Origin of the sequence: Chryseobacterium sp. KBW03, from assembly GCF_003852415.1 — a bacterium.
Lineage (GTDB): Bacteria > Bacteroidota > Bacteroidia > Flavobacteriales > Weeksellaceae > Chryseobacterium > Chryseobacterium viscerum.
Map to the genome: position 1 here is coordinate 106,561 of NZ_QAJO01000001.1, position 17,823 is coordinate 124,383.

General features: G+C 36.8%; 15 protein-coding genes. 10 read left to right on the forward strand and 5 right to left on the reverse strand.

All coding sequences use genetic code 11. From position 1 onward, the window contains the following. Nucleotides 1–143: 143 nt before the first annotated feature. Entirely contained in the window at nt 144–1,157 is a 1,014-nt protein-coding gene (locus DBR39_RS00385) for an SDR family NAD(P)-dependent oxidoreductase (protein WP_124530360.1), read from the forward strand. Between the two features lie 39 nt (nt 1,158–1,196). Further along, the gene (locus tag DBR39_RS00390; protein WP_124530361.1) at nt 1,197–2,003 is read left to right on the forward strand and encodes an AraC family transcriptional regulator; all 807 of its coding nucleotides are present in this window, start codon (nt 1,197–1,199) and stop codon (nt 2,001–2,003) included. Nucleotides 2,004–2,522: 519 nt separating this feature from the next. Here DBR39_RS00390 and DBR39_RS00400 read toward each other — a convergent pair. Next, nucleotides 2,523–3,791 carry a T9SS type A sorting domain-containing protein gene (locus tag DBR39_RS00400; RefSeq protein ID WP_124530363.1) on the reverse strand — a complete coding sequence of 423 codons (1,269 nt, stop codon included), beginning with the start codon at nt 3,789–3,791 and terminating at the stop codon, nt 2,523–2,525. A 125-nt stretch (nt 3,792–3,916) separates the two neighbouring features. After that, nucleotides 3,917–5,080, reverse strand: a complete 1,164-nt coding sequence (locus tag DBR39_RS00405) for a class I SAM-dependent RNA methyltransferase (RefSeq protein WP_124530364.1) — start codon at nt 5,078–5,080, stop codon at nt 3,917–3,919. 137 nt (nt 5,081–5,217) lie between these two features. On the opposite strand from DBR39_RS00405, the gene DBR39_RS00410 reads away from it, so the two are divergent. Continuing rightward, the gene (locus DBR39_RS00410; RefSeq protein WP_124530365.1) at nt 5,218–5,943 is read left to right on the forward strand and encodes a class I SAM-dependent DNA methyltransferase; all 726 of its coding nucleotides are present in this window, start codon (nt 5,218–5,220) and stop codon (nt 5,941–5,943) included. Beyond that, entirely contained in the window at nt 5,943–6,671 is a 729-nt protein-coding gene (locus DBR39_RS00415; protein ID WP_124530366.1) for a ZIP family metal transporter, read from the forward strand. Before DBR39_RS00410 ends, DBR39_RS00415 begins: the two co-directional genes overlap by 1 nt. Before the next feature lie 73 nt (nt 6,672–6,744). Here DBR39_RS00415 and DBR39_RS00420 read toward each other — a convergent pair whose 3' ends face one another. After that, the gene (locus DBR39_RS00420; RefSeq protein ID WP_228410102.1) at nt 6,745–8,130 is read right to left on the reverse strand and encodes an OmpP1/FadL family transporter; all 1,386 of its coding nucleotides are present in this window, start codon (nt 8,128–8,130) and stop codon (nt 6,745–6,747) included. A 54-nt stretch (nt 8,131–8,184) separates the two neighbouring features. Then, nucleotides 8,185–9,297 (reverse strand): prolyl-tRNA synthetase, encoded by a 1,113-nt coding sequence (locus tag DBR39_RS00425; protein WP_124530367.1) that lies wholly within the window; start codon nt 9,295–9,297, stop codon nt 8,185–8,187. Between the two features lie 144 nt (nt 9,298–9,441). Between DBR39_RS00425 and proS the strand changes: the two genes are divergently transcribed. The 6 genes from proS to DBR39_RS00455 all read left to right on the forward strand — a co-directional run bounded on the left by proS (nt 9,442) and on the right by DBR39_RS00455 (nt 16,544). Continuing rightward, a complete protein-coding gene (gene proS, locus DBR39_RS00430) occupies nt 9,442–10,917 on the forward strand; it encodes a proline--tRNA ligase (RefSeq protein ID WP_124530368.1) in 1,476 nt (491 codons plus the stop codon). Between the two features lie 117 nt (nt 10,918–11,034). Then, nucleotides 11,035–12,360: an OmpA family protein gene (locus DBR39_RS00435; RefSeq protein ID WP_124530369.1), complete on the forward strand. Its 1,326-nt coding sequence runs from the start codon at nt 11,035–11,037 to the stop codon at nt 12,358–12,360. A gap of 112 nt (nt 12,361–12,472) precedes the next feature. Beyond that, nucleotides 12,473–13,810, forward strand: coding sequence for an Nramp family divalent metal transporter (locus tag DBR39_RS00440; protein WP_103232060.1), 1,338 nt, complete (start codon nt 12,473–12,475; stop codon nt 13,808–13,810). A 198-nt stretch (nt 13,811–14,008) separates the two neighbouring features. Then, nucleotides 14,009–14,545 carry a nucleotide exchange factor GrpE gene (locus tag DBR39_RS00445; protein WP_124530370.1) on the forward strand — a complete coding sequence of 179 codons (537 nt, stop codon included), beginning with the start codon at nt 14,009–14,011 and terminating at the stop codon, nt 14,543–14,545. A gap of 101 nt (nt 14,546–14,646) precedes the next feature. Then, nucleotides 14,647–15,765, forward strand: a complete 1,119-nt coding sequence (dnaJ, locus tag DBR39_RS00450; RefSeq protein WP_103232058.1) for a molecular chaperone DnaJ — start codon at nt 14,647–14,649, stop codon at nt 15,763–15,765. 98 nt (nt 15,766–15,863) lie between these two features. After that, entirely contained in the window at nt 15,864–16,544 is a 681-nt protein-coding gene (locus tag DBR39_RS00455) for a DUF4304 domain-containing protein (protein ID WP_124530371.1), read from the forward strand. 241 nt (nt 16,545–16,785) lie between these two features. On the opposite strand, the gene DBR39_RS00460 is transcribed toward DBR39_RS00455, so the two are convergent. Continuing rightward, on the reverse strand, nt 16,786–17,670 hold the full coding sequence (locus tag DBR39_RS00460; RefSeq protein WP_124530372.1) for a DUF808 domain-containing protein: 885 nt from the start codon (nt 17,668–17,670) through the stop codon (nt 16,786–16,788). Nucleotides 17,671–17,823 lie beyond the last annotated feature (153 nt).

Consider the following 17,823-nt stretch of genomic DNA (forward strand, 5'->3'; position numbering starts at 1 on the left):
AGAAATTAATTCAAATAGGATCTTACTCGTCTCCATGAATAGAATATAAAGGTGAAATTCTGAGCCAACACATTTGACATTTTAAACAAAATGAACACAAGGAATCCCTCCTAATTTTGCTATAGAAATTTAAAACAAAAAAAATGGAACCAATTATCAGCGCATTACAGCAACCTATTCAATCAGGCTTTAATGCCTATTCAACCGCTCAGGAAGTTATTAAAGGAGTTGATCTTACCGGAAAAACTGTCGTCATTACGGGCGGTTATGCAGGAATCGGGCTTGAAACCACAAAAGCACTTATTTCAGCCGGAGCACATGTCATTATTCCCGCAAGAGATATTGAAAAAGCTGGAAAAAATCTTTCAGGAATTGAAAATTTTGAACTTGAAAAAATGGATCTTATGGATCCTGCATCCATTGATGCCTTTGCAGAAAAATTTGTCTCGTCAGGAAGAAGTCTGGATCTTCTTATTAATAATGCAGGTATTATGTGGGTTCCCCTTCGCAGAGACAGCCGGGGTTTTGAATCCCAGCTGGCAACTAACTACCTTGGGCAGTTTCACCTTACATCAAAATTATGGCCGGCTCTGAAAAAATCACAGGCAGCGAGAGTCATCAACGTTTCTTCTTATGGACATCAGATGTCTCCGTTTAATTTTGAAGATCCAAATTTTGAGAAAAGAGACTACGATACTCTTTCAGGGTATGGACAATCAAAAACAGCCTGTAATTTATTTGCTGTAGAATTGGATGAAAGAGGAAAAGAATTCAATATCAGAGCGTATTCTCTTCATCCGGGTTCTGTGTATGGCACTGATCTCGGCAGAGAAGAACCTATTGAACTTTTTAAACAGCTTGGAACGCATGATGAAAACGGAAACATCAAACCGGAGGTTGAAGCACAACTAAAAACACTTCAGCAAGGGGCTGCAACTACAATCTGGTGCTCTGTAAGTCCTCAGCTTAATGAAATAGGAGGTGTTTATTGTGAAAACTGTGATATTGCGGAGACAGACAAAGGTCAAATTGAGCATCGGTTTGATGAGCCGGCTACCATCCGTGGGGTACAGCCCTATTCTATCGATAAAAAAAATGCAGAACGGTTGTGGAAGCTAAGTGAAGAGATGCTGGGGTTCCGTTTTGATACGAAATAGGTGTTTTTTAAATACATTTGTAATGAAAAACTTTTGACAATGGATTTCCAGATACAATACCTCACACCGGATATCAAGCTTTCCAGTTATGACGACAAACTGTTCAAAACGGAAACGGTTTTTGAATACCATATGCTGGTTTGGTTTATATCCGGAGAAACGAAAATTATTCAGGCAGACAAAACTTATGTTTTTAAAGCGGGAGATATTTTCCTCATCCCGAGAAATCATCTTGCCACGATCATCAATTATCCAAAAGATGGGCTTCCTCATAAAGCGGTGGTCATGCATCTTACGACCGAACGTCTGAAACAATTTTATGCTTCTATTGATCTTACACAGAAAGTAACTCCGCGGAAATCCTGTATTCACAGCTTTAGCAGTCATCCACTTCTGAACAGCTGTCTTGCATCTCTTATTCCTTATTTTGAAGTTGAAGGACCTTTTCCTGAAAATATTGCTCATTTAAAGATTACTGAGGCCATCAGTATTATAAGAGAAATTGATCAGAATATAGATGCTATACTGGCAGATTTTGATGAACCGGGAAAAGTAGATCTGATTAATTTCATGGAAAAGAATTATATGTTCAATATGCCTTTGGAACGGTTCGGATATCTTACCGGAAGAAGTTTATCAACTTTCAACCGGGATTTCAGAAGGATTTTCCTAACGACACCACAGCGCTGGCTCACTCAAAAGCGTCTTGAACTTGCTTATTATCATTTATCCGAAAAGAATAAAAAGCCGTCCGATGTTTTTCTGGAAGTGGGTTTTGAAGACTTGTCGCATTTTTCACATGCTTTTAAAAAACAATATGGTTTTGCCCCTTCCCTGGCACGATAAAATAAAATAGGCTGTATCACAATGAATACAGCCTATTTTTATTTTGATATAAAACTGAAGTCTGCTATATAAACAAACCTGATTTAAAATAGATATACATTACCACAGAAATAAAAAACGCGATCACTGAACAGCTGAAAAGAAGCAGTTTGAACAGCGTTTTAAAATAATAAAGTTCAAGTACATGCAGAACAAAAAACATTAAAAACGAAATGCTTACTCCTATTAAAGAAGCTACCACTAAAGTTTGTGTATAGTTTTGTTCCGGTAAAGGATCTTTAAAAACAATAAAAAAAGAAAATGCAGCCAATACTAAAGCTATTGCACTTACTTTTTCTGTGAAGTATTTTGATTTTTTTGATTCCTTCTTTTGAGGCTTTTCATCATAGTTCAAGCTCTTTCTGTCAGAATTTGAGCGTGATGATGAGCCAGAGCCGAAATTTAACAGCCCGGATATACAAAAAAGAGTGTCTAGCACTTCAAAAAAATCTCCAATCATATTATATTTTCTTAGTTCTATTACTCTTTAATAATTTTCGCTGATTTTGTTTTTCCGTCAGTTAAGATATAAACACCTTTAGACAAAGAAGATATATCTACATTTTGCAGTTTACCAGCTTTTAAATTGATATTTTGAATCTTTCTACCCGAAGTATCCATCAATAATAACAATTCATTTGTAAGAGATTGTAGGCTGAATTCATTTTTTGCAGGATTGGGATAAATAATCATCTCTTTATTTTTCATCAATTCCTTAGTAGAAAGGATGCTATTCATCATTATTTTACGAATTCTATTATTACCTGCATCTGCAATATATAAGTTTCCCTGATTGTCAATAGCTATTCCATTTGGACTATAAAACTTTGCGTTTCCCACATTCCCGTCTTCAAAACCTACTATACTTCCTGATAAAGTAGAAACCTGGTTTCCTGAGATTTTGCGAATTCTGTTATTCATTGTATCAGTGATAAATAGATCAAAAGATTTATTTGAAACCAATTTAAGTGGATTATAAAACTTAGCATTCGCCAATGTTCCATCTGCAAATCCATAGTTACTTCCCGAAATAGTAGAAACCTGTCCTGACGATATTTTGCGTATTTTATTATTCCAATTATCTACTACATATAGATCCTGCCCCACTACTTCTATGTCTGTAGGATAATCAAACCTGCTTGATAATGCATTGCCATCTATATATCCAGCTGCTCCATCACCTGCAATTGTTGTAACCTGGCCTCCTGTTATTCGCCTTATTCTGTTATTATTTTGATCAGCAACATATACAATTCCTTCCTTGTCGATTGCTAATCCAACGGGGTTTTTGAATTGTGCTGTTGCGTTGTTGCCATCAGCAAAACCGGCAATACCGCTCCCTGCAAAAGTAGAAACATCACCTGATGGACTTACTTTTCTGATTCTGTTATTATAAAAATCAGATGCATAAATATTCCCAAAATTATCTATAACAAGATCACCAATACCATTAAATTTAACATTGTTTGGGCTTCCGTCTGCAAACCCTTGTGTACCATCTCCAGCTAAAGTAGATACATCTCCTGATGGAGTTATTTTACGAAGTCGGTAATTTCCTGTATCAGCAACATAAACATTCCCTGTATCGTCTACTGCAACACCGGCAGGACGGTTAAACATTGCAGAATTTACATTTCCGTCCGCATATCCTTCCGTCCCATTTCCCGCTAATGTCGAAACGGTGATTACTTGCGAAAAAATTTGAGAATACAGTATGACTAATGCAATAACTGCGTATACTTTTTTCATGTATCAGTTTTAAAATTTGTGATTAAAATATAATAAATAGCCTAAAAAAATATCATAGATAATGATATTTAAAGGAGAATTGATATAAAAAGGCCTTCCTGATTCGAAAGGCCTGTATCTAATTTTTATTTATCTTCCAGTTTGTGTATCTTCTTCGTTCCTTCATACATCTCGTACTGTAAAAATCTCGTTTCCAGCTTTCCGTTGAAAAGTTTGATCTTTCTTGAAGGACGTAATCCGATTTTCTTCACTGCTTCCAGATCAGAAGAGATCAGCCATGCTAATGTATTCGGATAATGGGTTTTAAAGGTATCTCCGATTTTTTTATAGAAATCATCATCATTGATGGAAATTCTCTCATCGTATGGCGGATTGAATACCATCAATAAAGGGAAAAGTTCTTTTTTAGAATCAAAGAAATCCTGTTTTTTAATTTCGATAACATCTTCCATTTCAGCTGCTTCTACATTTATTCTTGCAGCATTCAGCATTCTTGAATCGATATCATATCCTACGATCTTTCCATCAAACTGTCTTACTCTGTTGATTCTGAATTCTTTAATTTTTGAAAACAAATCTGCATCATAATTTTTCCAGTTCTGGAATCCGAATCTCTTTCTGAAGATCTGAGCCGGGAGATCCATAGCGATCATCGCTGCTTCAATTAACAATGTACCGGAACCACACATCGGGTCAAGGAAATTTCCTTTTCCATCCCAACCTGCCAGCTGAAGCATTCCGCTTGCTAACACTTCATTGATCGGTGCTTCTCCCTGCTCTTTTCTGTATCCTCTTTTGAACAGAGCGTCTCCGGAAGAGTCCATTGAGATCATCACCAATTCTCTGTCGATATGAAGGTGAAATTTGATATCCGGTTCTCTGGTCTCCACATTCGGACGTCTTTTGAATTTGTCCTGGAAATAATCCACGATGGCATCCTTCATTTTTAACGTGACAAACTGAGAATGTTTGAATGTTTCAGAGTTCACTGTTGCATCAATAGAGAAAGACTGGTTAACGTCCATAAAGTTCTCCCATTCAAATTTGAACAATCTGTCATAGAACTGATGTTGATTAAAAGCCTTGAACTCGTGAATTGGCACTAAGATTTTCAATGCTGTTCTTGCAGAATAATTGATTTTATAAAGAAAACCAAGATCACCCTCACAATTTACTGCTCTGTTTTTAATTTCAACGTTTTTTCCACCCAGTTTTTTGATTTCTTCGGCAAGAATAGGCTCCAATCCGAAGAATGTCTTTATCTGTATTTTTATATTTTCTGTATCCATAAGTATGAATTAAAAGTTTTAAAGTTTTTAAAATCAAAAGATTAGCCATGTAACTTATTGTCCAATTGAATTTCTCAATCTCTTAATGTTGTAAAATACTTTGCTTTTAACCGCACAAATTTAGTTATTTTTGCATTATGGAATGGTTTGAATCTTGGTTTGATACCCCTTATTATCATTTGCTTTATAGCAACAGAGACTATACTGAAGCTGAAAACTTCATCACAAAGCTTACTGCGGACCTTCAGCTTCCGCCTCAGTCGAAAATCATAGATCTTGCCTGCGGAAAGGGAAGACACTCTGTTTTCCTCAACAAATTGGGGTATGATGTTTTGGGACTGGATCTTTCAAGACAAAGTATTGAATCTGATAAACAGTATGAAAATCAAACGTTGATTTTTGATGTTCATGATATGAGAAATCCAATTGATGCGGATCCTATGGATGCTGTATTCAACTTATTTACAAGTTTTGGATATTTCGACAATGAAAATGATGACAAAAAAGTATTCCAATCTGTTTACAATGTGCTAAAACCTGGAGGATATTTTGTACTGGATTACCTGAACGAGGAGTATGTAAGAAATATGTTAGTTCCTGAAACCGTTGTTACCCGTGGTGATATTGATTTTAAGATCCTGAAAAAGATTGAAGGGAGACATATCATCAAAGATATCAGGTTTGAAGCAGAGGGTAAGCCGCTTCATTTCTTTGAAAAAGTAAAACTTCACCCATTAGAAGCCATTCATGCGTATGCTTCCGAATGTGGTTTTGAAAGAATAAAAATCTGGGGAGATTATCAGCTGAATGAATTTAAGAAAGAAAATTCTCCACGATGCATCAATTTATTTAAGAAAAAATAATGACAACAGTACTTTTACTGATTTTAAGTGTAGTAACAGGAGTATTTCTGGGAAAACACTTTGGTAAAAAAGAAAAACTAGCCAAAAACCTATTGATATTAAGTGCCGGGTTTTTGATTACCATCTGTCTCAATGAAGTTTTTCCGCAGGTTTATACCTCTGCAGGAAGCAACAGCCTTGGGATATTTGTGATTGGAGGAGTTCTTCTGCAGATGATTCTGGAAGCCCTTACCAAAGGTTTTGAACACGGACATTTTCACCATCATAGTGAGCACAATATTCTTCCTGCTGCCTTAATGGTAGGATTATTCATCCATGCTTTTATTGAAGGGATTCCTCTTGCCAATGAAACACATGAGATGTCGCCTTATCTTTGGGGAATTGTATTTCACAATCTTCCTATTTCATTTATTCTGGGGGCATTTTTATTCAATAGAAAAGGAGAATCAAAGAGTTCTTCATCATATCCTTCTATCCTCATTGTAGCCTTATTTGCTTTGGCTTCTCCAATGGGAATGCTGTTAGGAAATTATTTCAATCCTGATCTACAGCCTTATTTTCTGGCTATTGTAGGGGGAATTTTCCTTCACATCTCATCCGTGATTATTTTTGAAAGCAATAAGAATCACAATATCGACTGGACGAAGATTGGCCTGGTTGTTTTAGGAGTTTCACTGGCATTGATGATGCATGTTTTCCATCAACATCCTGCTGCTCATTCTCATTAAAAATAAAGATAAAATAAAAAAGCTCCGAAGAAATCCGGAGCTTTTTTGTTGTTGTATAGCTTAATGTTTAAGCTTAGAATTTCCATCCTACCGTAAGGAAGAAATTGTTTCTGTTACTTTTTACATCACTTACTGCGTAAGAATCACTTTCGAAGATCTTATTTGCAGAATAGTAAGATGAATCAAAATTATCACCCATATATCCTCTCATAAAAGGATTGGCATATTTAGAAGAGATATTCTGATAAGACGCATCTACATAGAAAGATCTGAAATCATATCCGATACCGAATGAAAGTGTATTTCTGTCACTTAATATCAGGTTGCTGTAAGACTGATCCCCTACACTTCCCGCATCATTAAATCTGCTGATGGTAAGCGCATCAAAAGGACTAGACTGATAAGAATAACCTCCTCTCAATCTGAACTGCTGTACTCTGTACTCAGCTCCTACTCTTACTTCTGAAAGATTTTTGTAGTTATCCTTAAAGAAGCTATTCAACTCTCTTTCTGCACCGCCGTATACTTTATAGTCAGGTTTTGTAAGTCCAAGGGTATAATCTACGTTCAATGAGAAGTTTTTACTGGCTACAAATGCAGCACTCACAGTTGCTTTAAGCGGTGAAGTAAACTTTCTGTTTTCAGCCCCCATATCGTCTCCATAAGTAGGATCGTTGTAGAAATAGTAGTTTCTGTCTATCGTCCAGAATGTAGGCGTTTCAAGAGACGCTCCCACTCTGAAATTAGGACTTAGCTTTCCGATTACCCCTAATGAAGCAGAAAATCCTGAAGATCTTTCTGAATAAGGAGTATCCTGCTTACTGAATCCTTCTGTAGAATTGTTGGTAAGATTTCTGTAAAACAAGTTGTCATATTGATCAATTGAAGCATTGAAAAAATTGAAACCTGCTCCCAGATATAAATTATGATTATAATTTGCTCCTACCCCAAAACTCATTTTTGACAAATTACCGTATCTTTCATACATGTGTCCTGCCAATGCAGCATCTTTCGTTATATCAGCTTTATCAAAAGCGTACACAATATTATTATTTCCTGGCGACTGAATTACATTATCAAGTTGTTGATTGGAAAAATTAATACCAATATTAATAAACTTCCATCCAGTTTCTGTCATCAGCGGGAAAGCAATTATTCCTCCTGCATTTCCAAGATCACCTTTCGTTTTACTATAGTCTATAGTAGATCCCGCCCAAGAGCTGCTGTTTTTATTTCCTAAAATAGATAAAGTTCCTGAAACCTCTCCTGAAATAGCTACCCCTAAACCTGCCGGGTTGGTAAGCAAAGAGTTTGCATCACCACCTAGCGCACCATTAGATCCAGCCATTGCATTAAACTTAGCCGATCCCACCATAGGAGTACTTGAGTAAACATCCACAGTATTTCTTATTACAGAAACATCCTGAGCCTGCGCATAAAATGCAGCAGAAATACTCATTAATACTAAAGATTTTTTTAACATTATTTTTTAAATAGTTTATTAGTTTGAAAATTATCTGAAGCCACCTCTGCCTCCGCCGCCGGATCTCATTCCGCCTCCGCCGCCTGAAGAACCGCCTCTGAAGCCGCCTCCACTGGAACCGCCGCTAGATCTGAAACCTCCTGAATCATTGGATCTGAAGCCTCCATTATTATTGTTGTTATATCTTGGCTGTGGTTGCTGATAATTGTAATTAGGTCTTGTTTGTGGTGCAGAATTACGGAATCCACCGTTTCCATTGCTATTTCTGAAACCTCCGGAATTACCGTTTCTGAAGCCTCCTGAGTTACTATCTCTGAAGCCTCCATTGCTGTTTCTGAAACCACCACTTGAGTTCGAATCTCTGAAACCGCCATTATTGGTGTTTCTGAATCCGCCGTTTCCATTACTATTTCTGAAACCTGAATTATTTGTATTCGTTCTGTATACAGCGTTCGCTACCCCAGTATTCTGGAATCCTCCTCCGCTTACACCACTTCTTCTGTAAACAGGTCTGTTGTAGTTGCCACCACCCCAGTAACCGCCTCCGTATCCCCAGTAAGGGTTTCCGTAGCCGCCCCAGAATGGATCATAGTATCCACCATAACCATATCCCCAGTATGGGCTTCCCCATCCGTAAGAGCCTCCCCAGCCCCATCCGAATGATCCGCCCCAACCCCAGGACATGCTTCCACCCCAGCCCCAGCCGCGGTTCATGCCCCAATATGGGCTATAGCCACCATACATTCCCCAAGGAGATCCCCATCCCCATGAGTTATCATAGTAGTTCGTTTGAGAACCTGAATAAAGTCCCCAATCGGAATCTGTAGCATTGGTGTTCCAATTCGGATTGGTACCACTCCAGTCACTATATCTGTTTTGCTGTTCTCTGGAGTTCGTTTGTGCATTTTGAATCACATTAGAATCCTGATAGTAGTCATAGTATTCTCCTACCCTGTTTCCGCTATCATTAATGATAACTCCTTCAGGTAGCGTATCCTTATTGGGGTCGTAATACACCCCGTCTGTCTCGCTATACCCTCCCATCTGAGCACCACAAGACACAAGTAATAATCCGCCCGATATGGCCAAAATCCCTTTGGATCTTAGCAGACCAAGCAAATTTTTATGTATATTTCTTTTCATGATAACGTAAAAATTTTTAATTTAAATTATATTTGCAATCTGTACCAAAAATGTACCAAAGCACTGGTAGAAAAATCTATCAAAAATAGATTTTTATTTTTAGATAACAATAATGTACAAAAGTTAAAAAAATTTTAAAAAATAATGGCAAAATTAACCTCAAGAAGCGAAGATTACAGCAAATGGTATAATGAGCTGGTTGTAAAAGCTGATTTAGCTGAAAGCTCAGTCGTGCGTGGATGTATGGTAATCAAACCGTATGGCTATGCAATCTGGGAAAAAATGCGTGATGAAATGGATAAAAAATTCAAAGAAACAGGTCACGTTAACGCATACTTCCCGCTTTTTGTGCCCAAGAGCTTGTTTGAGGCAGAGGAAAAAAATGCAGAAGGTTTTGCAAAAGAATGTGCTGTTGTTACTCACTACAGATTAAAAACCGACCCGAACAATCCATCCAAACTGATTGTGGATCCGGATGCGAAACTGGAAGAAGAACTTATCGTTCGTCCTACTTCAGAAGCTATTATCTGGAATACATACAAAAACTGGATTCAATCTTACAGAGATTTACCAATATTGATCAACCAATGGGCGAATGTTGTTCGTTGGGAAATGAGAACACGTCTTTTCTTAAGAACAACAGAATTCTTATGGCAGGAAGGACACACTGCTCACGCTACAAAAGACGAAGCATTAGAGGAAGCAGAAAAAATGAATAAAGTGTATGCAGATTTTGCAGAAAACTTTATGGCAATACCAGTAGTTCAAGGATTAAAAACACCTTCTGAAAGATTTGCAGGAGCAGATGAAACGTATTGTATCGAAGCATTGATGCAGGATGGAAAAGCATTACAAGCAGGAACATCTCACTTCTTAGGTCAGAATTTCGCAAAAGCTTTTGACGTAAAATTCACCAACAAAGAAGGAAAGATTGAACATGCATGGGCTACATCATGGGGAACATCAACCCGTCTGATGGGAGCTTTGATCATGACCCATTCTGATGATTTCGGATTGGTATTACCTCCTACTTTAGCGCCGATTCAGGTAGTAATTGTTCCGATCTTTAAAGGAGAAGAGCAGTTGGAGCAGATCAGTGAAGTTGCTTTGGATATCCAGGCTAAACTTAAGGCAAAAGGAATTTCTGTAAAATTCGATAATGATACTCAGAACAAACCGGGTTGGAAATTTGCAGAATACGAATTGAAAGGAGTTCCTGTAAGAATCGCAATGGGACCAAGAGATTTGGAAAACAAATCTGTGGAAATTGCAAGAAGAGATAATCTTACCAAAGAAGTTCGTTCTATTGAAGGACTGGATTCTTACATCGAAGAGTTATTAAAAACTATCCAGCAGGACATTTACAATAAAGCTTTTGAATTCAGAGACAATAATATCACGAAAGTGGATACTTATGAAGAGTTCAAAAAAGTCCTTGAAGAGAAAGGTGGTTTCATCTATGCTCACTGGGATGGTACAGCTGAAGAAGAGGAACAAATCAAGGATGAAACAAAGGCAACGATCAGATGTATTCCTTTAGATAATGATGTAGAAGAAGGAATTTCACTTATCTCTGGAAAACCATCTAAGAGACGTGTGTTATTTGCAAAAGCGTATTAAAAATTTTAATAATTTTAAAAAAAATCGTTAATTTTTAAGAAATATTCAAAAAAAAATGACATTTGGACGGATTTTTGTTTAAATTTATATCAACATTAATCAAAAAAATTTATTATTATGTCTTTAAATGTCATTGATTTAATTAAAGGGCAATTAGGTCCCGCTTTGGTTTCACAGGCTGCATCGCAGTTTGGAGAAAGTGAATCCGGTATTTCTAAAGCAATTGGTGGATTATTACCTGCTGTGGTAGGTGGATTAGCCAATAATGCAGATAAACCTGGCGTTGTGGATGCTATTACACAAGCCTCATCAAGTGGAATTCTAGGAAATTTATTAGGCGGATCGTCTAGCAGTCCTATTATTTCTACCTTGTTATCTTCACTTTTTGGAGATAAAGTAGGTGGATTAGTCAATTCCATTGCAAGTTTTTCAGGAGTCAGCAACACAACTGCAGGTTCTTTGTTAAACCTGGTGACTGGAGCTACGGCAGGCACTGTCGGAAAATATGCAGCAGACAATAATTTGGGTGCTTCAGGTATTTCCAGCTTACTGAATGATCAGAAAGGCATTATTTCTTCTTTACTGCCGGCAGGTCTTTCTTTGGCATCCTTTGGACTAGGAGCTGAAAATTGGTTTGGCCAGGCAAAAGAAACGGTTTCTTCTGTTACTTCTACCGCTAAAGATAACATCGCAGAAGGTGTTGCTACAGCAAGAGAAAATGTTTCGGAAGGAGCAAGAGAAATAAGAGAACAATTTAATGATAATAACAATAATAATCAAGGCGGAGGCTCAATCTGGAAATGGTTGCTTCCGCTTTTATTATTAATAGCAGCCGCCTATTTCCTGTGGAAACAGTGTGAGAAAAAACAGACGACAACGACTACAACAGCGACGTCTGACTCTGCAACAACAGGGTCGGCTACAGATACAGCATCTGTAACAGCCACCCCTGCTCCGGCAACTGCTAAAACCGATGAAAACATTGACCTTAACGGGGTAATGTTAAAAGGTTACAAAGGCGGAATGGAAGATCAGATGATTACTTTCCTAAAATCCGGAGGATATAAGAATGCAGCTGATGATTCAGTATTGAAAGAGAAGTGGTACGATTTCGATCACGTTAATTTCAAAATGGGAAGTTCTACGGAACTGGAAGCTGGTTCACAAGGTCAATTGGATAACTTAGTAGCTATTCTTAAGGCTTTCCCTGAAGCAAAAATCAAAGTGGGAGGTTATACTGATAAAACAGGTAACGAGGCCAATAACCTAAAATTATCAAAAGCCAGAGCTGAATTTATCAAAGCAGCTGTAACAAAAGCTGGAGTTGGAGCTCAGGTTCTGGAAGCTGATGGCTATGGAAGCAAATTTGCAAAAGTAGATGCAAAAGCTTCTGACGCAGAAAGAGCTGCTGATAGAAAAATGTCTGTAAGATTTGCTAAATAATCTTTAGATTCAATAAAAATAAGATCCCGGGAAGTAATTTCCGGGATTTTTTCTTTCCATATTTTTGTGTTTACATTTATTTAATTAAATTTGTTAGTCATTTCTAACATTTATGAATTTCAATATAAAAGGCGCCTGGCGAAAAGATAAAACATCTCACTCCTTATCAGAGGTTTATTCATCTATCAAAGTCCCTAAAAATGCAAGTTTTTGGAGGAAGTATCTTGCGTTTGCAGGACCGGGACTGATGATTGCGGTAGGATATATGGACCCGGGAAACTGGGCTACGGATATTGCTGGGGGAGCTCAATTTGGATATACCTTACTTTCGGTTATTCTTATCTCTAATATTTTCGCAATGGTTTTACAGCATTTATCAGTAAAACTAGGCGTTGTTGCAGAAAGAGATCTTGCACAGGCCTGTAGGGATCACTTCAGCCCTACTACTAATTTTATTCTTTGGGTGTTCTGTGAAATAGCCATTGCCGCCTGTGATCTCGCCGAGGTCATTGGTTCTGCTATTGCCTTAAACCTATTATTTCATATTCCGCTGACTTGGGGAATTGTCATCACAACGGTTGATGTCTTAATTATCCTCTTGCTTCAGTCCAAAGGTTTCCGATGGATTGAAAGTATTGTAGGCGGGCTTATATTCATTATTCTTGCCTGCTTCATTTATGAAATTGTGATCTCCCAACCTGCTTTTAACGAAATTCTGGGAGGATTGGTACCTCAAAAGGAAATCATTACAAATCCTGCCATGCTTTATATTGCTATTGGGATTTTAGGAGCTACAGTCATGCCCCACAACCTTTATCTTCACAGCAGTATTGTACAGACAAGAGATTACACCCGAGATACTGAAGGGAAAAAAGAAGCAATTAAATTTGCTACTTTAGACAGTACTGTCTCGCTGATGCTGGCATTTTTCATCAATGCCGCAATACTTATTCTCGCAGCAGCTACATTTCATACAACGGGTAATGAACATGTTGCAGACATTCATGATGCTTATAAAATGCTGACTCCTATTTTGGGAGCTTCCATGGCAAGTATTGCGTTTGCAATTGCTTTATTAGCCTCCGGACAAAATTCAACATTGACAGGAACGCTTGCAGGACAGATTGTAATGGAAGGTTTTTTGAATATCAGATTAAAACCATGGCTGCGAAGACTTATTACAAGGCTTATAGCTGTAATTCCTGCACTTATTGTTGCCATTCTTTACGGAGAAAAGGGAACAACTGATCTATTGGTTTTAAGCCAGGTAATTCTTTCTATGCAGCTGAGTTTTGCTGTTGTTCCACTGGTAATGTTTACCAATGATAAGGCCAAAATGGGTGAATTTGTCAATAAGCCATTCCTTAAAATCTGTGTATGGGTTATTTCTATTATTATCATTATTTTGAACCTATATCTCTTATATCAGACGTTTGCGGGAGAACAATAACCTAAATCTGTCAATAGTAAATTTTTGTTCCCCAGAGTCAATAATCAAACGATAAACTCCTTTAATTTACAAGGGTGGCGAATTGATCCATTTAAGTTTCAAAATGCCCCTTACCTGCTCATTATTTTTCTGCCTTAATGTCCTGATTTTAGATTTGGCAGGCTCTTTGTGAAACAATCAGTAAATAAATATTGAATTATGGAAAACAAGGATATTAACGAAGAAAGCATCAATAATCAGGAAGAAAACAATGTTCAAAACGAGGCGGCATCTCAGGACAATGTGACAGTTACTCCTTCTCCAGAAGAACTTTTGGCAGAAGAAAAAGACCGTTACATCAGATTGTATGCTGAATTCGAAAACTATAAAAAAAGAACGAGTAAAGAGAAGATGGAATTCTTCCAGTACGCTAACCAGGAAATGATGGTTTCAATGTTAGGGGTTTTAGATGATTTCGAAAGAGCATTAAAGGAAATCGCTAAAAACGGAAATCCTGCTGACCTTCAAGGCGTAGAACTGATCTATCAGAAATTCAAAAATAAACTTACTGAAAAAGGCTTACAAACAATGGAAGTAAAGGCTGGTGACAGCTTTAATGTTGATTTCCATGAGGCGATTACTCAGATCCCTGCTCCATCGGAAGATTTGAAGGGAAAAATCGTAGATGTTATTGAAACAGGATACACTTTAGGTGATAAAGTAATCCGTTTTGCAAAAGTAGTAACAGGAAATTAAAATTAATAAATGATAAATGATGAGTGATAATAGATGAATATTTCACTTATTAGCTTTAAAATATCTTTTATCATTTATCAACAATCAATTATAAAATTGTCATGTCAAAAAGAGATTATTACGAGGTTCTTGAGATCAGCAAATCTGCATCGGCCGACGAAATAAAAAAAGCATACCGTAAAATGGCTATCAAATTTCACCCGGATAAAAATCCAGGTGATAAAGAGGCTGAAGAAAAATTTAAAGAAGCTGCTGAAGCTTATGAAGTTCTAAGCGACGATCAGAAACGTGCCAGATTCGACCAGTTCGGTCATGCCGGAGTAGGTGGAAACGGTGGTTACGGAGGCGGTGGCTTCGGAGGCGGAATGAACATGGAAGATATTTTCAGCCAGTTTGGAGATATTTTCGGTGGTGGTTTCGGAGGATTCGGAGGTGGCGGCGGTGGCCGTCAGCAGGTGAAAGGTTCCAATTTAAGAATCAGAATCAAGCTGAACCTTGAGGAAATGGTAAACGGAACTCAAAAAACCATTAAAGTAAAAAAAATGATGATGGCAGAAGGCGCCACATCAAAAATATGCCCTACCTGTAATGGTTCCGGTGTTCAGCTTAAAGTAATGAACACGATGTTTGGCCAAATGCAGACGCAAACCACTTGTGGTACCTGCCAGGGAATCGGAAAGGTTGCTGATAAAATTCCTGCAGGAGCCAATGCACAGGGTCTTATAAAAGAGGAAGAGGAAATCACCATCAACATTCCTGCCGGGGCTAGAGATGGTATTCAGCTTAATGTAAGAGGAAAAGGAAATGATGCTCCTTTTGGCGGAATTCCGGGTGACTTATTGGTGATTATTGAAGAAGAAGTAGATCAAACGATCAAAAGAGAGGGCGATAATCTACATCAGGAACTTTATGTTTCATTTGCTGAAGCTGCTTTAGGAACTAAAAAAGAGATTCCTACCGTAGGCGGAAAAGTAAAAATTACCGTTGATCCGGGAACTCAATCCGGAAAGATCCTAAGATTAGCTGGAAAAGGGCTTCCAAGTATCGACAGCTATGGAAAAGGAGATATGTTCATCCACATCAATGTATGGACGCCACAGAAGCTTACGAAAGAGCAGAAAGATTTCTTTGAAAAGCAGATGTCCAGCGGAGAAATGGTTGCAGAACCATCCGGAAAGGAAAAAACTTTTTTTGATAAAGTAAAAGATTTATTCAATTAATACATAAAAGAGACTTGTTTAAGTCTCTTTTTTTTTGCTCTTTTATTTTTTTATTTTTGCTCCTCAATTGGATTCCTTCAAAATATTATCAGAAACAAATGGATACAAGAACAATATTTTTAAATGCCTGCAATGAAATTGCCACTCAACTCAATGGTTTCAAAACACTTGAAAAAGGACAAAGGCTTAAAAAAGTTTCCCTTGATAAAGACATCTATTTTGAGATTTATTTTCAGTCCAGTTTTAGGAATGATTCTTCATCCGTTCAGTTCCTTCCTCATATTGCTATCTATTCTAAAATTTTAAAGAAATGGCAGACAGAGCAAATTAAAAATGAATATTCTCAGGGATTAATTTTTGGAAATCAGATAGGTTATTTAACTCCGTATAATAATTGGAAAGAATGGAATTTAGCAGGGTTATCTTATGAAAAATCAATTATTGAAATCACAGAAAATATAGAAAAATACATCCTCCCAATTTTCAAAATTTTTAATTCTAAGGAAATAGCTGTCGAATTTCTAAAAAACAATGGAACAAAGTTTAATCAATGGTCAGAGAATTCTATTTCTCCTTTAGACTTCCTTTTATGTTTTTCTGAAAAAGATACTGCTGAAGTTTTTCTAAATAATTTTGTAAACAACTGCCCTTATAAAGGGAATATTCTTAAACTTTACGAAAAACTAAAAACAGAAAATGAAATCGATCTCAATTCTTCTGAATTTCACGGAGCTAATACAATTAAATTAGCCTATGTAAATGGGTTGAAAATAAAATAAGCTTACAATAAATTAACCCAAGTCAATAGAAATATTCTTATCAACCATTTTTTCAATCATCTGTATGATAAAAAATAATATTCTGAAAATGATAAGAAAAACAACAACTCCTATTCTGAAAAGTATGTTCACCAATACATAACTTAATAAAGAATAAGAATCTCCTGGCAGTGCACATTACAAAAAATCCTGCATTCTTTCGAACACAGGATTTTTTTGGTTATTTAATTCTAATTCTGTTTTATTTTTCCGTAGCTAAAGAATAGATTCCCTTTCCTACAGTAAATACGGCAACCGCTACCAATCCGCCAACAACACCAAGCGTAAGCTCTTTCAAAACATCTGGCCAGGTTGGAAATATGCCATGGAAAAATTCAATCCTATGTAGAAAAATTCCACCAGCAACCATTATTAAAGCAATTGTTCCTACGACTCCTAATATTTTAATAACAATAGGTAAAGCCTTCACTAATAGATGTCCAAGCCTCCCGAAAAAACCTTTATCGTTACTTTTCTTTATTAATTTAAACCCTGCATCATCCATTCTCACGATCAAAGCTACAATTCCATAAACTCCAACAGTAGCGATAAATGCAACCAAGCTCGTTACTAAAATCTGCGTAATGAAAGGATGACTTTCTTCCAATACGGTTCCTAAAGCAATAATAACGATCTCGATTGACAAAATAAAATCAGTTGTAATTGCCGATTTTACTTTCTCTTTTTCAATCTGTTCAGAACTTTTTTTGTCTTCTTCAATTTCCTCTATAACTTCATGACCCTTTTTGTCACGGTGAAAAAGAAATTCTATTACTTTTTCAACGCCTTCAAAAGCCAGATAGAATCCTCCAAGGATCAATACATAATTAATAGCCGGAGCATACAACCAATTAAGTAAAAAAACGATAGGCAGAATGATCAGTTTGTTGATAAAAGAACCTTTTGTAATTGCCCATAAAACCGGAATTTCCCTTGAAGAAAGAAAGCCAGTGGCTTTTTCTGCATTTACAGCCAGATCATCTCCTAAAATACCTGCTGTCTTTTGGGTAGCAATCTTACTCGTAACCGCTACATCATCCATCAATGCGGCAATATCATCCAAAATTGCAAAAAAGCCTGATGCCATATTTTAATAATTTTTTAATCTTTGTTAAGTTCAGCAAAAATAAATATTTAATTCCGTTTTCTGATTCATAAGAGTACAATAATTTTAAGAATTATGAGAATAATAAAGGAATACTTCACTTTCAATATTTTATATCTTTGTTTAAAATCTAAT